General features: G+C 58.0%; 15 protein-coding genes. 10 read left to right on the plus strand and 5 right to left on the minus strand.

Annotated elements, in window-relative coordinates:
* Positions 1-62: 62 nt before the first annotated feature.
* The 9 genes from gspG to gorA are packed head-to-tail and all read left to right on the plus strand — an operon-like array spanning position 63 to position 7,116.
* Positions 63-515, plus strand: coding sequence for a type II secretion system major pseudopilin GspG (gene gspG / locus DET50_RS13205; RefSeq protein ID WP_113863311.1), 453 nt, complete (start codon positions 63-65; stop codon positions 513-515).
* 6 nt (positions 516-521) lie between these two features.
* The gene (gene gspH, locus DET50_RS13210) at positions 522-1,049 is read left to right on the plus strand and encodes a type II secretion system minor pseudopilin GspH (protein WP_113863312.1); all 528 of its coding nucleotides are present in this window, start codon (positions 522-524) and stop codon (positions 1,047-1,049) included.
* Entirely contained in the window at positions 1,049-1,423 is a 375-nt protein-coding gene (gene gspI / locus DET50_RS13215; RefSeq protein ID WP_113863313.1) for a type II secretion system minor pseudopilin GspI, read from the plus strand. Before gspH ends, gspI begins: the two co-directional genes overlap by 1 nt.
* Complete coding sequence (gene gspJ, locus DET50_RS13220) at positions 1,423-2,190, plus strand: type II secretion system minor pseudopilin GspJ (protein WP_113863314.1); 768 nt, start codon at positions 1,423-1,425, stop codon at positions 2,188-2,190. Before gspI ends, gspJ begins: the two co-directional genes overlap by 1 nt.
* A complete protein-coding gene (gene gspK / locus DET50_RS13225) occupies positions 2,187-3,200 on the plus strand; it encodes a type II secretion system minor pseudopilin GspK (protein WP_113863315.1) in 1,014 nt (337 codons plus the stop codon). Before gspJ ends, gspK begins: the two co-directional genes overlap by 4 nt.
* Before the next feature lie 2 nt (positions 3,201-3,202).
* Positions 3,203-4,507 (plus strand): type II secretion system protein GspL, encoded by a 1,305-nt coding sequence (gspL, locus tag DET50_RS13230; protein ID WP_113863316.1) that lies wholly within the window; start codon positions 3,203-3,205, stop codon positions 4,505-4,507.
* Between the two features lie 4 nt (positions 4,508-4,511).
* A complete protein-coding gene (gspM, locus tag DET50_RS13235; RefSeq protein ID WP_113863317.1) occupies positions 4,512-5,042 on the plus strand; it encodes a type II secretion system protein GspM in 531 nt (176 codons plus the stop codon).
* A 14-nt stretch (positions 5,043-5,056) separates the two neighbouring features.
* Positions 5,057-5,728, plus strand: coding sequence for a GNAT family N-acetyltransferase (locus DET50_RS13240; RefSeq protein ID WP_113863318.1), 672 nt, complete (start codon positions 5,057-5,059; stop codon positions 5,726-5,728).
* A 26-nt stretch (positions 5,729-5,754) separates the two neighbouring features.
* A complete protein-coding gene (gene gorA, locus DET50_RS13245) occupies positions 5,755-7,116 on the plus strand; it encodes a glutathione-disulfide reductase (protein WP_113863319.1) in 1,362 nt (453 codons plus the stop codon).
* Positions 7,117-7,155: 39 nt separating this feature from the next.
* On the opposite strand, the gene DET50_RS13250 is transcribed toward gorA, so the two are convergent.
* From DET50_RS13250 to DET50_RS13260, 3 genes are read right to left on the minus strand one after another with little or no spacing between them, the layout of a single operon-like run.
* A complete protein-coding gene (locus DET50_RS13250; RefSeq protein ID WP_113863320.1) occupies positions 7,156-9,111 on the minus strand; it encodes an ATP-binding protein in 1,956 nt (651 codons plus the stop codon).
* The gene (locus DET50_RS13255) at positions 9,108-10,082 is read right to left on the minus strand and encodes an ABC transporter substrate-binding protein (RefSeq protein ID WP_258546128.1); all 975 of its coding nucleotides are present in this window, start codon (positions 10,080-10,082) and stop codon (positions 9,108-9,110) included. The genes DET50_RS13250 and DET50_RS13255 overlap by 4 nt, the downstream gene beginning before the upstream one ends.
* Before the next feature lie 35 nt (positions 10,083-10,117).
* On the minus strand, positions 10,118-12,244 hold the full coding sequence (locus DET50_RS13260) for a TonB-dependent receptor plug domain-containing protein (protein WP_258546129.1): 2,127 nt from the start codon (positions 12,242-12,244) through the stop codon (positions 10,118-10,120).
* A gap of 221 nt (positions 12,245-12,465) precedes the next feature.
* On the opposite strand from DET50_RS13260, the gene DET50_RS13265 reads away from it, so the two are divergent.
* On the plus strand, positions 12,466-13,137 hold the full coding sequence (locus tag DET50_RS13265; protein WP_113863322.1) for a J domain-containing protein: 672 nt from the start codon (positions 12,466-12,468) through the stop codon (positions 13,135-13,137).
* Here the strand turns inward: DET50_RS13265 and DET50_RS13270 are convergent.
* Positions 13,108-14,118: a bile acid:sodium symporter family protein gene (locus tag DET50_RS13270; RefSeq protein WP_113863323.1), complete on the minus strand. Its 1,011-nt coding sequence runs from the start codon at positions 14,116-14,118 to the stop codon at positions 13,108-13,110. The genes DET50_RS13265 and DET50_RS13270 overlap by 30 nt on opposite strands.
* A complete protein-coding gene (locus tag DET50_RS13275; RefSeq protein ID WP_113863324.1) occupies positions 14,115-14,798 on the minus strand; it encodes a FadR/GntR family transcriptional regulator in 684 nt (227 codons plus the stop codon). Before DET50_RS13275 ends, DET50_RS13270 begins: the two co-directional genes overlap by 4 nt.
* Positions 14,799-14,882 lie beyond the last annotated feature (84 nt).

Below are 14,882 nucleotides of genomic sequence, written 5' to 3' on the forward strand. Positions count from 1 at the left end.
GGGCCAGTGGCCCGGCAGTACTTTTTCCGGGAAAGGAATCCATAGCAACGACGAGTGAAAAAATGACGAGCAAGACTATGCACAAACAGTCCAAACAACGCGGCTTCACCCTGATCGAGATCATGGTGGTCATGGTGATCCTGGGCCTGCTGGTAGCGATCGTGGCCCCCAATATCATGGGCCGGAGTGACCAGGCTAAAGTCACCATCGCCGAGACCCAGCTCAAGAACATCCAGAGCGCCCTCGACCTGTACCGCCTGGACAACAGCCATTACCCGTCCACCCAGCAGGGCCTGGAAGCACTGGTGTCAAAGCCCAGCGGCAGCCCGGAGCCTAATAACTGGAACCCGGACGGCTATCTCAAGAGTGTTCCGGAAGATCCCTGGGGCAACCAGTTCCAGTATGTCAGCCCCGGTACCGAGGGTCCCTACGATCTGTACTCCTATGGTGCTGACGGCCAGGAAGGCGGTGACGGCGATGCCGCCGATATCAGCGTCTGGAAAACCAAGGGCTGATCGGCTGTGCAGTACAGGACAACGCAAAGCGGTTTTACGCTGATAGAGATCCTCGTTGTCCTGATCGTGGTAGGGCTCCTGGCCTCCCTCGCGGTATTCACCATGGGAGGCAGTTCCCAGCAGAGGGAACTGAAGAATGAGGTCCGGGAGCTTTACCTGCTGATGCAGACCGCCTCCGAACAGGCGGTGCTCAACAATCTCGAGATGGGTGTCCGGCTGGAAGAGGGTGGTTACCAGTTCGTGGCCTTCCAGGACCGGAACGCGGAATGGAAAGCTTCCGGGGAACGGATTTTCCAGCCCAGGGCGTTCCCGGATTGGCTGGTGGCGACCGAATACATTGAGAACGACGCCCCCAGGCTGGCGTCCGACGAGGATCGCCAGCTGCCCGATATCGTGTTTTTTTCCAGTGGTGAATCCACGCCCTTCCAGATCGAGTTTACCGTGGGCTCGGACACCGACTACATGCATGTGCTGGAGTCTGACGGAGTTACCGGAATCCATTGGCGCAAACCCGGCTCAGAGGACGAGCTCTGATGGAACGCTCCCGCGGTTTTACCCTTATTGAGGTTCTGGTTGCGTTGCTCGTTTTCGGCCTGATTGCCACCGCGGCCGCCGAGGTGGGCAGCCAGTATATTTCCAGCTTCGAACGAATCCGTGACAAGACCCTGGCCGGATGGATCGCGGACAATCGCATCAACGCTATCCGACTCCAGGAAGAATTGCCGGGAATATCCGAGAACTCCACCGATACCGAGTACGGCCCGTTTCGATGGAAGGTCACCACCTCGGTGAAAGCAACGGCGGAACCCAGTATGCGCCGGATCGAGGTGTCAGTAGCCAAGTACACGGACGAGCGAAGTGATCCGGTGCCACTTCACACGCTGTCGGCATTCGTGGGGGAACAGTAATGCGGCAGTCCGGCTTCACCCTCATGGAAGTGCTGATTGCCGTGACCATCACCGCGGTAATCGGTCTCGGTGTCTGGCAGGTCATCAATGGTGTGGTCAATTCAAGGGACCGCGTCAACGAACTGGCCGAGGAGTTCGATCGCATCCAGCGCGCCATGCTGCTCCTGGAGCGGGATATCACCCAGGTGGTGAATCGTTCCGCCCGGGATGTTTATGGTGACTTCCAGCCTGCACTAACCAGCCGCGAGGAAGGGTATGCCCTGTTGCTGACCCGCCAGGGCTGGCGTAACCCGCTGGGTCTGCGCCGCAGCGGGTTGCAAAGGGCGGGTTGGGAATATACCGGTACCGAGCTCTTCCGTCGCTACTGGCCCACGGTGGACCAGGGTCAGGAAGACAACAGCGAGAATGTTTTCCTTCTTGAAGACGTTACCGCCTTTGAGGTGCGTTTCATGAACAGCGAACGCAGCTGGCAGGAAGACTGGCCGTCGGATGATGACCTGGCTGGCCTGAATCCCGGGGATCGCCCGGAGTTCCCGTTTCCGCTGGGTATTGAGGTCACCATAGAACACGAGCGGTTTGGCGAGCTGGTCCGTACCTTTGCGCTGCCGGACTTTGATCCGGCGGCAGCCCAGGGCCTGGTCAACCAGGCAAACGAAGCCGCCGCTGAAACAGACGAGGAAGAAGAGGGCGAACAACAACCCGCACAGCCGCCGGAGCAACAACCCGGCCAGGAAACCACTATCCAGCCGGGTGGGGCTGCGGGATGATAGTGTTTCGGGACCGCCCATCCGGAGACCGGCAGCGTGGTGTCGCCCTGGTGATGGTGTTACTGGCCATGGCGCTGGTGGTGATGCTTGCCTCAGGCATGACCCAGCAACTTAACATCCGGGTATTCCAGGCCGGGCATTATCTGGCCCAACAGCAGGGGCAGAGTATTGCCCTGGGTGCCGAGGCCTTTGCCCGACGTATCCTGGTCCGGGATTTCGAAGAGGACAAGGAGGACGGCTCGATGGTCGATAGCCTTGATGAGTTCTGGGCGATGAACGCGGCCATCCTTCCGCTGGATGATGGCAACAGTGTGGCTGAGGTACAGATTGATGATCTTGGCGGCCGGTTCAACCTGAACGATCTTGTTACTCCCGCCGGGCAGGTGGACACGCTGGCGAAGGATCGTTTCACCCGGCTCCTTATGGTCCTGGGCGTCACCAGTATCACCGCCGATGCCCTGATCGACTGGATTGACAGCAATGACCAGACCATCAGCGCCTATGGCGCCGAAGATGGCGAGTACCTGATGGCCGATCCCGGTTATCGTGCCGGTAACCAGCCGTTTGTTGACGTCACGGAGCTGCGACTGATCGAGGGCATGACCGAGGAAATCTACCAGGCATTGCGGCCACATGTGGCGGCTCTGCCAGTCAGTGGCGCAGGGATCAACGTCAACACCGCGACCGGTCCCGTGCTGCAATCCCTGCACGAGGAATTATCCGAGGCCGCAATTGCTTCCGTGCTGGAAAAACGGGAAGAGGAATCTTTCAGTAATCTTCAGGATTTCCTCGCCTTGCCGGAATTTGCCGGCCTGGGACTCAAGACCACAGGGCTGACGCTGCAAACCCGTTTTTTTGAAGTTGTTTCACGGATTACCTACGATAATCGTGTCGTAAACATGGTCAGCACCGTATTCCGTAACGGGGAAGGTGAGGTCCGGACGGTTCACAGGGATACCGGACAGAAAAACCGAATTACCAAAGAGCCCTTTACCATTTCAGAAGGATAGCCATGTCTTATCGCCTTTTTGTCCGGCCGGTCCCGCCGTTTGCGGATGTCGATGAGAATCCGGATGCCCAGCTGTTCAACTGGGTGCTACAGGATGCCACCGGCGATGCCCAGGCCAGGGGTACCGGGGATAACCGCGACACCATCGAACAAACCCTTGCCCAGAACGCCCTGGAAAACGTGCTGTTCGTGGGTCTGATACCCGGCGAGGACGCGCTTTTCTGCATCGCCGATATCCCGGCCAAACAGAGCCGGTTCATCCTTCAGGCTTTGCCCTATGCGGTGGAGGAGCAGATCGCTCAGGACATCGACACTGTTCACCTGGCCCTGGGCAAGCATACTGATGAAGGCTACCGGGTCGCTGCTATCGATCGGGAACGGTTGGGCAACTGGATCACTCTGTTCTCCGGGTGGGAGAATGCCCGTCTCGATGCCATCTATCCGGATGCGTCACTGCTGCCAGCCACCGAGGGCGGCTGGAGCATCTGCCTTGACGGCGAGGTGGCCATGCTGGTCAGCGACCGTGGCGAGTGGCTGAGCATGCAGGCGGCCAACCTTGGCATGTTCGCCCACACCCTGGCTGTGCCCCCAACCGAAGAAGTGATGGCCGAAGTCCCGGTTACCGTGTACGGAACGCAGGACGAACTGGAGTATCACCAGTCAGTCATCGCGGAACTGACAGCACCGGGGCGGCTTGCGGTCCGGCAGGAGCATCTCGATCTGATGCCGTTGGAGCTGCTTGCCCATGCCCACCATCATCATCGCTGTCAGCCGATCAACCTTTGCCAGGGGGCATATTCAGTCAAGGCTGGCAAAGACAGTCCCTTCAAACCCTGGAAGCCACTGATTGCCGTGGCTTCAATCTGGTTTGTCATTCAAGTGGCGTTTGAGGCCGGAATGGGCTTTTATTACCAGGGGCAGGCGGAAGAACTTGAAGAGCGGGCCATGGCCATCTATCGCGATGCCTTTCCCAATGACCGTCGCACCCATGCCGGCAATGTCCGTCGGGTTCTTGAAGGGCAGCTGCGGGTTGCTGGATCCCGTGGACCGGAACTCGACTTTATCGCGTTGATGAAATACACCGGTCAGCAATACTCGCAGTTACCGTCCTCCGGTTCGGTTACCTTCAACTCGGTCAATTACAGCAAGGATCGGGGCGAACTGGTAGTGGATATCCGTGCCGACAGTTACGATCGCCTGAGCGCGCTTCGGAACGGTTTGTCGGGGCAGGGGCTTGAGGCCCAGATAGGGTCGGTCGTCAATGAAGCCGGCGGCGCCCGTGGTCGTTTGACGGTATCGGGAGGATAACCGAATGTTGGAACGTTTGAAGGAACAGCCTGCCGTCTCCAAGCTGATTGCGCAGTACGACCAGTTGCCCCGTCGTGACCAGCAGGCTCTGAGCGCGCTGGCGATCGCCATACTGGTGGGGATTCTCTATTTCGGGGTGTGGCAGCCGGTCGCCGGATTCCATGACCGCTCCCTGAGCGCCCGCGATAACGCAGCGGAACTGCTGGGTTGGATGCAGGCGAACGAACCGGTGATCCAGGGATTGGCGGGGACTTCATCGTCCACCTCCCAGGCTGCGGTGGACAAGCCGGCCGATGGCCGGGCCCTGATGGCCCTGGTGACCAGTTCCGCCCGCGAGGCGGGCCTGGCATTGCAGCGTTTTGAACCCAGTGGTGACGATGCAATCCGTGTCTGGCTGGACGGCGTACCCTACGCCGACGTCGCAGCCTGGCTGGAACGGCTTAACACAGAAAACGGCGTGGTTATCGACCAGGCTGCCATGGACCGGGGCAATGACCCGGGTAAAGTTTCAGTTCGTTTGACACTGACCATCTGAGAAAGGGGAAGGCGATGACTGACGGCAAAGACAACAATAACAATCCTGAGCCGGTAATTGTGCGTCTGGACGACACCGCCCGGAACGAAGCACAATCCATTCTTTACCATGCCTACCGGAATGAGCCGACGTTCCAGTACCTGTTCGATCACCGACGGCCCGGCTATGACCAGCGTGTCCGCGCCACTGTACGGGAATTGATCGACCTTTACTTTGAGTATAATCAGGACGCTATCGGCGTAATGGTGGATAATACGCTGGTGGCGGTGGCTTTCGTGGGAGAGCCCGAACTACGGATGAACCTGGCCGAACAGTTCAGCTGGCGCATCCGCATGGTGTTGACTACCGGTTTTGCCTCTACACGCCGCTACCTCGATTATCACGAGAAAATACGAAATATGCTGCCCCAGCCCCAGGCGCATCAACTGCCGTTGATGGGGGTGGATCCGAAATACCAGAATCATGGCTATGGCCGGTTACTGCTGAAGACGGTTGAACGGCTTTGTAGTGAAAATCCCCGGGGCAGCGGCCTGGTGCTGGATACCGGCAATAGCCGATATCTGCCGTTCTACGAATCCGAAGGGTTCAGGAGCCTTGGCAAGATTCGTCTGGGTGACTACGAGGACCATGTGCTGTTCCGGGAACTGAAATCGGAAAGCAAAGCAGCAGCCTCTGGACCCGGTTGAAGTCATTTTCATCAACAGGAGAAACTGTGTCTGACAGTCTGGATTATGATCTGATCGTTATCGGCGCCGGTTCCGGCGGTGTCCGCCTGGCCCGGATGTCCGCCCAGCGAGGGGCTAGGGTAGCCGTAGTCGAGTCCCGATATCTGGGTGGAACCTGTGTCAACGTCGGCTGTGTCCCGAAAAAGCTGTTTGTCTACGGCGCGCACGTGCACGATGAACTGGAAGACGCCGCTGGCTATGGCTGGAACGTTCCCCTGAGTGATGTCAGTTTTGACTGGTCCACACTCGTGGCCAACAAGAACGCTGAAATCGAACGCCTCAACGGCATCTATGGCCGTCTTCTCGAAAATGCCGGGGTAACGATTATCCAGGGCACTGCTACCCTCCGGGATGCCCATACCGTTCAGGTTGGCGATACCTCCTACCGGACCAAAAACATAACCGTAGCCACGGGCAGTTGGCCGGTCATTCCCGACGTACCGGGCAAAGAACACATTCTCACTTCGAACGAAATGTTCTACCTGCCGCAACTACCGAAACACGCGGTGGTCTGGGGTGGCGGCTACATAGCGGTGGAGTTTGCCGGCATCCTGGCCGGTCTGGGGGTGGAAACCACCTTGCTCTACCGGGGAGAACTGTTCCTGCGCGGGTTTGATGACGACATTCGTCATTTCACCGAGCAGGAGATGCGCAAAAAAGGCGTCAACCTGCAGTTTGGCACCACGATCGAGGCTGTCGAACCCAACGATACGCACTACCAGGTCAAGCTCAGCACGGGCGAAACCCTGGACACCGGCCTTGTCATGGCGGCGACCGGGCGCCGGGCGCTGGTTGATGGTCTTGGTCTGACGGACCTGGGCGTTGAGCTGAGTGCCTCGGGACATATTGTGGTGGATGACGTTTTCCAGACCGCCATTCCTTCAATTACGGCACTTGGCGACGTGATTGGAACTCCTCAGTTGACACCGGTGGCCCTGGCACAGGCCATGGTGCTGTCCCGTCGCCTGTTCGGAGACGGGCAGGGCGAGATGGACTACACCGCCATTCCAACTGCAGTTTTCTGTCAGCCAAATATCGGAACAGTCGGCCTCACCGAGTTCGAAGCCCGAGATAAAGGTCACAAGCTGAGAATCTACCGTTCCGAGTTCCGACCGATGAAATACACTCTGAGTGGCCGCGACGAGCGGTGCCTCATGAAACTGGTTGTTGACGACGACTCCGACAAGGTGCTCGGTGCTCACATGGTGGGTCCGGATGCCGGTGAGATCATCCAGGGCCTGGCGGTTGCGATCAAGGCGGGGGCAACCAAGGCCGAGTTTGATGCCACCATGGGAATACACCCGACCTCTGCTGAAGAATTCGTCACCATGAGAGAGCCTGTCGCCTGACAGTCCGGGCCGGCCTGCCGAGAGGGCTGGCCCCTCCTTTCATTCTTCCCGAATGACGGTCCAGCGGCCCAGAACTTCCTGAAGATTCTCCTTCCGGACCGGTTTGGCCAGGAAATCATTCATTCCGCTACCAAGACAGATGGATTCCGTCGCCGGCAGCACGTCCGCCGTCAGCGCAATGATCGGAATACCCTGCTGGCCGTTACTGCGTTCCCATTCCCGGATACGGCGAGTTGCCTCGTAGCCATCCATGACCGGCATCTGGCAGTCCATCAGGATCAGGTCATAGCCGGTATGATTGCGCTGGACGATATTCACCGCTTCTTCGCCGTTTGCCGCCGTGTCAGTACGAAATCCCAGGCGATTCAGCATCGCCGACGCCACGCGCTGGTTTACCGGGTTGTCTTCCACCACCAGGGCATGGGATACCCCTTCGTCCGGGCTACGGGCAGAGGCTGCTTTCCTGGTGGCTCCCGAGATGACTGTCGGCCCCAGCTCGAACGGCAACTCAAAGCGGAAGCTGGAGCCCTGGCCGAGGTCGCTCTCAACCTGGATGTGACCACCCATCAGTTCCACCAGTCGCTGGACCAGTGAAAGGCCAAGGCCGGTGCCGCCATATCGGCGGGTGCTGCCGGAATCCAGCTGTTCGAAGGAATTGAAGATGTCATGCATGCGCTCGGCTGGCATACCCGTTCCCGAGTCGTTTACAGCACAGTTGAGCACAATGGTGTTCTCCTCCAGGGGAAAACAGCCCGCCCGGACAGTGATGGTGCCCTCGGAGGTAAACTTTATTGCGTTGTCCAGCAGGCCCGCGATGATCTGCCGCATTCTTCCTGCATCACCAACGACAAGGGCTTTCTCGGGCCACTCGCCATATAACTCTACGCTTAGAGAGAGACCGTGCTGCTCGGCCTGGTGGCGGTAGGAGGCCGCGCAGTTGTTGATGACATTACAGAGATCAAACTCACGGTTTTCCAACCGTATCTCGCCGCCATCCATCTGGGCATAGTCGAGGATGTCGCTGATAACGGTCAGCAGGTCTTCGGTGGATTGTCGGGCCGTTGTCAGGTAGTCCCGCTGCCGGCTGCTCAGCGGTTCCTCCTCAATCAGGTCGACCATTCCCAGAACGCCATTAAGGGGGGTACGTAGTTCATGGCTCATGGTGGCAAGGAACTCGGATTTCGCCTGGTTGGCGGCTACCGCTTTCTCCCGGGCTGACTCCGATGCTGCCAGCACCTGATCATGGTTTGCCTTGAGGGTTGCAAGATGTTCAGCGAGCTTATTAAGTTTATTCTCTATCAGATTGATATCACGGGAACTTCCGGAAGTTCTCGAAACGGCCTTAGCGTAATCACGGTTGATCAGACGGTCGATCCGTTCCGACAGAGCCTGAATGGGCGAGAGAATATTGCCGAGGAAGTGCCGGACCACCAGGACTGTAAACAGCAGCAGTGAGGAACCAACGGCGATAGAGGTCCACAGGATTTCCTGTTGTCTTGCCTGCAGCGCAAGCGTACTGACGCCGACCTCAATGGTACCGACCCTCAGTGCCCCTGAATCAAATCCGAACTCTGGTGCAAACCACTCGTTTGCGTCATTGGCCCCGATCTTCAGAGGCACTTGCAGGATCTCCGCTTCGAATGTCAGGTAGTCTCCGGCTTCTACTGGCGGGGGCTCACTGGTGGCCCGGACCATGCCGATTTCCTCTCCCATGACATCTGTTACCCGAACCCAGGCCGCGTTACTGTATTTCAGGGATTGGGAAAGAATCTGTTCCAGCGCAATGCTGTTGCCCGACACCACCGGATACTCCAGCGCGGGAGCGAGGCTGTCAGCGAGCATTTGTCCGCTCGCCATCAGGTCCCTGCGCGCGTCCTCGAGCCGGACCGAGGTGAAAAATACCATCAGTACGATGAACATCACCACGGCGGGCAGGGCGCCCAAAAGCAAAAGTTTGCGGGAAAGGGAAATCCTGGTGGTTGTGGCCCTGCTCATTTTTCAGAACCCTCATACTGCGACCATACCTGATCCAGCTCCCGTTCGAGGGTTTCCTTGTCAGGTAATGGAATGTTCAGGGATCGTGCCACCTGGCTGTTAATCTCCACGCTGTATTGATCAGGGTAGTCAGGAGCCGGCAACTCACCGCTGCCAAAGTAATGATGCAGGTGTTCCGCAGCGGCTTTCGCCATGGCAGGGAAAGGTGCGTACCCCGATGCCAGTGAGCCGGCCTTGACATAGGCCTGGCTCGGGCCAATGACGATCCGGTTGCGCCGGTAGGTGGTCAACAGAATGTGTTTGATGGTGCTGGGGTTGTAGATCCGGTCATCGGGTCCGGCGAGCAGGAAATCGCCGTAGCTCAAAGCCCTGACCAGGGTCGGAATAAGATCCTGCTCGGTGTCAACGATGAAGACCCTGGGCTGAAGGCCCATGGCAGGCAATTTATCGACGACCGGCTCGTAAAGCCCGGCCGTCTCGGTACTGGCAATGATGGCTACCTTGGTCGCGTGCGGCAGGACTGCCTTGCCGATCAATGCCTGCAGTTCCAGAGGCACATCGTAATAAACCGCTGATATCTGGCCCGGGTTGCGTGCCACATAATCCTTGATGAAAGACCGCTCCACCAACATCGCCAGAAGCGGGGCACGGCGGTTGGCCTGGCGCACCCTGGAAAAGGCCGAGGGACCGATGGTCACGATCGGTGCATCATCCGGAGTCGCGGTCTGGCCATTGGTCAGTGGACGGACCGCGGCTTTATCTCCCAACGCATCCTCCAGCAGCCGGGTCATATGCTGGTCCAGGGCGGGATTGCCGGAACTTGCGATATAAACGGTGTTGACTGCCAGATCCTGTGCCTGGGCAACAGTCGACAAGAAGACAGTGAGAATTGCAAGCAGAAACAGTACCGGCGGCCAGGTGACCGCAGCATGATCATGGTGACTTGTCTGGAACCAACTCGCTCGCTTCATACCATCCCGGGTAAAACGCTGTCCCTGATTATCGTTCAGAAGCGGATCCCCGCTTCAACAAAAAACTGGTTCTGGTCTTCAATGTTATTGTCGCTGCTCAGATCAGGCTCTTCGTCAATATAGTGTTGCATCGTCAGTGCCAGCTCGCCGGTAAAATCCGACCGGTAAAAGCTCTTCGCCAGTCTCATATCCAGGCGCTGGAACTCGGACGCGCGCAGCTCGTCAGCCCAGTACATGGCGCCGGAGAGAGTGAAGCCCAGGGGAAGCTCCCGGATTGCCGCCAAACTGCCGGAATGCCGGACAGACAATCGCCCGAGCAATTCCACATTGTAGGTCTTTTCCTCTTCATCGTAATCGGCTGGCCCGGTGTACCAGCCGTCCTGATCCAGGTAACCATAGGTCGCCCGGAGCGTTGTCTTCGGATATTGTAGCGCCGCTTCCACTTCAAAGCCTTTCTGGTCCAGGGCTACATTATTGTCGAGGGTCCAGTCATCAAATTGGATGACTCCGCTGATCATGTCCCGCAGTTTGTCCTTGAAAGCCCGGACTTCGAGCTGGAATGATCCCTGATCAATCGGGAACTGGCCAAAATAGCTGATTTCGCGGGAAGTAATCCGCTCTTCCTCGAGTTCCTCTCCGAGTGTCACAAGTTCCGGGTGCTCCCAAATATCAACGCTTTCGACCCGATAGCCCTCGTACTCCGCCCAGATCTCAGGCTCCACGTCACGCAGGGTGAAACCATAATCCGGATCCTGTTCGAAGCCATCGGGCGTCCGGACTGCCCGGGAATAGACGAGCCGCAGTGCGTGGTTGTCGTTCAGGGTGAAGTTGGCCGCCACCCTTGGTGAGAAATAGCCCTCATGGGTGGTGGTGGTCCGCTCGTAGTTGCCGCCGGTATTGAGCGTTAGCCAGTTTATCGGGGTGTATTCCAGGTTAGCGAAAACCCGACTCTGGTAGTTGTTGCCCCGGCCGTTGAAGTACGTCTCCGAGCGGTAGGTATCGGCCCGGTAGCCCAGTCCGGAGACCAGTTTCAGGTCGGGGTTGAAAATCAGAGTGTCCTGGACTTCAAGCTCCAGCCTGGAATCTTCGGAATCCGCGTTGACGCGGGCACTGAGCGGCGGATTGCCTTCATCATCGGTCCGAAGACATTCGTCTTCATTCGCAAAGACGTCGATGCCGTTCTCGAGACAGGTCAGTACACCGGAAGGGATCAGGATCGGCCAACGCTGGCGTCGGTCGAAGTTCTCATAGCTGGCCTGAATATGAAAAAAATGGGATTCGGAAGGAGAGACGTTCAACCTGGTCTGAAGATAGTAGTCCCTGACATCAATATCCGGGTTCGCAGTTGCACCTAATTCACCATTCTTGAAGACATCTTCCTCGTTAACACCATCCACAACGCCGGCCCGCAGTTCCGTATTGATGCCGGGACGGATTTCGAGCCGAGAATCGTAGTTGAAGACATTGATGTCGTGTCCATCGTGGAAGGGATAAGGTCCGTATTCACCCGTTACCGGATCTCGCTCCAGCTGGTAATCGAATCCCTCAAATTTCCGCTTCTCATAAGCCAGCCGCCAATCATAGTTGCCACCGGCATCACCTACCGAACCAAAAGTGCGAATGTATTGTCGGGAACCTCTGACCACGCGGGCTTCAACGCCAGCAGTATCGGCGGGATCACGGGTAATGATATTGATGGTACCCAGGAAGGCATTGATCCCATAAGCCGCGGAGTTGGGCCCTCGGGCCACTTCGACACGCTCGATCAGTTCGAGAGGTACTGGCATGGTTTGCCAGTCCATGTCGGAGAGGGTCGCACGGTGCGCTGTCCGGCCGTCGACCAGGACCTGCATGCGACGCTGCTCATAGTGCACAGTGCCATGATAGGTGGTGACCGGCGTGCTGCTGCCTACTTCAGCAACGACCATGCCCGGAACCAGCCGGAAGATTTCCACCAGGCTCATGATGCCCAGATCCCGGATCATGTCCCCTTCGATGACCGTCGTGGTCCCCGGAACACGGACTTTGGGCTGCCTTAACCGGGTTGTGGTGAGAACTTCCGGGACGGCATCCGAAAAACCGTAAAACCCTTCGGAGAAATCGGCCGGCAGCTCTTCCTGGGGCCATGCCGCAGAGGAACCAAGGGCACACGCGATTCCCACAAGTACGGCCAGTCCATGACCTCTGAAAAACGGTGTGTGGTGGGCACTACTTGAGGAACAGTAATTCGTAACGGGCATGGGTGTCGTTCTATAATCTGCCGGAAAAGAGCACAGGTTAGGCCTGCTTCGTTAATTTTTTGTTATACATCTATCCTAAGTGACGATACATATTTTGTCTCCACTTTTGCCGTCTTTCTTTTGATCCTGGGGGTGTGCACCGAATGAGTTGCTGGGAAATACTCGGAATTGAACCGACTAATGACCGGAACCGGATTCAGCAGGCTTATGAGCAGCAGCTCAAGTTTGCCTCCGCGGATGAGGCCGAAGCGCTCCGCAGAGCGTTTCAGGAGGCCAGCGGCGAGTCGGCACCGGAATCTACTGCCGTCGTTACGTCGGAGCCGGGTTATCGCTATGCGCAAGAGGAAGATCGTGGGGAAGCCGTTGAGGCGGCTCCTGTCAGGGAAAGGCCTCTGGACGCGGAGGAAGGCCAGATCGTCCGGGAGGTGGTCATCCAGATCAAGGCCTTGCTGAATGACTCCCAGCGGAGCAAGGATGTCGGTATCTGGAAGGCGATTCTGTGCGAACCGCCTGCCGACAAGCCGGTGTTGCGCCGGGAAATTGCCGGTCAGCTGGAGCCGCAGCTTCGACCGATGGCGGAAAACGGCAGCCTGGCAGCCCCGGTCACCCGTTTTCTGGGCGAGTGGTTCGACTGGTACAGCCTGCAGGACGTGCCGGAGGAGCCGGTTGATGACCGGAACTTCCCGGAACCCGGGATGGCAGAGGGTCAGCCGGAACAGCCGCCACAAATGGTCAATTTCTGGCCGGCTGTCATCGGCTGGATTGTCGGACTGGTGATCCTGGCGTCAATTTTCGGCGGTATGGGCGGGGGATGATTCCCGCGCCTGTTCGATTTTCTCCCGATATTTTTTGGCCAGAATGGCCCCGACAATCACCTGGATCTGGTTGTAGCACATGATCGGCAACACGATCATGCCGAAGCCGGGGTGACCGGAAAACAACACCTTGGCCATAGGCAGCCCTGATGCCAGGCTTTTCTTTGATCCGCAGAACACCACGGCAGTCTCATCTTCCAGGCTGAAACCGAATCGCCGCACCAGGAACCGCGCCATCAGCATAAAGAAGCCCAGAAGTGCAAAACACAGGGCGACAGCAAAGACGATGGCCTGCAACGGCAGGTTCTGCCAGAGCCCGCTTACCACAGAATGGGAAAACGCGGAGTACACGATCAGCCAGATCACGCATTGATCATAGCGCGCCATGAGTTTCTCGTTCCGGGCCAGGTAACCTCCCAGCCAGGGTCGCATGGCATGGCCCACTGCAAACGGCAGCAACAGCTGTATCACGATATCCTTCAGCGCCTCGGTTACCGAAAACCCTCCCGCACCGGATGTACTGACCAGCAGCAATAACAGGAACGGTGTCAGCATCATGCCGAACACATTGGAGGCTGCCGCGCTGCAGATCGCCGCCGGCACGTTGCCCTTGGCCATCGCGGTATAGGCAATGGAAGAGGAGACCGCTGACGGGAGTACACCCAGATAAAGGAAACCAAGCCCAAGGTCCTTCGGCATCCACGTGGGAATGATGTCCGACAGCGCGTTGATGGGCAGAACGGCCAGCGGAAAGAAGACGAAGGTGAGGGCTGTTATCAGGATGTGCAGGCGCCAGTGGGTCGCCCCGGCAACGATCTGCTCACGGGACAGTGCCGCGCCGTGGAAAAAGAACAGGAGAGCCACGGCAACAGTGCCGGCCGTTGCCAGCCAGTCAGCAGCAGAGCCGGTGGCAGGAAGGAAAGAGGCAAGAACAATGGCTCCCAGCAACAGCAGGGTAAAGGTATCAATGCGCAACTTCATGAAACAGCAGCTCCAGGATTGAGGGCATCAAGGCTGGGTTGCAGTAGTTCCCGGGCCAGTTGCCCGGCCTTCTGGGCTTCACCGCGACGGATGGCAGCCAGCAGCAGTTCGTGGTCTTCCTGGGAAGGTTCTGGAAGATCCGCATCCATCTCCGTGCGCTCGATGGTCTGGCTGATCCCGTGGGAAAAATAACCATAGAGCTCCAGCAGGGCAGGGTTGTGGGAGGCCATGACCACGGCATAGTGAAACCGCTCATCGTGTTTGATGCGCTCCTCAAGATTGTTGGCGGAGCGCGCGCGGGCATCGAGAGCATCGGCCATGCGTTTGAGGTCGTCTTCCGTACGCCGCAGTGACGCCAGCTTGGCGGCTTCGGATTCGAGCATGATGCGGACCTCCAGTTGATCGGCCAGCTCCGTGCGGGCAATACGCCGCAGCGTTTCGCCGGCATCCCGGGTGGCGCGCACATAGGTACCGTCGCCCTGACGGGTTTCCAGCATACCCACGTGTACCAGAACACGCACCGCCTCCCGGACGGTGTTACGGCTTACGCCGAGGGATTCGGACAGCTCCGACTCGACCGGGAGCTTGTCTCCAAGAGCCCAGTCTCCCTTCTCGATGGCCTGCCTGAGGCTCTCGATAGCGGTTTCCACCAGGGAACCTTTCCGGATTCTTTCCAGCATCAGATGATCATCCTTCTATCAGATGAACCAATCATCCTATGAATTAACCGAAAACTCAACGGCAGCGGAACTGCCGTTAAGGGA

The organism is Marinobacter pelagius (assembly GCF_003315345.1).
GTDB lineage: Bacteria > Pseudomonadota > Gammaproteobacteria > Pseudomonadales > Oleiphilaceae > Marinobacter > Marinobacter pelagius_A.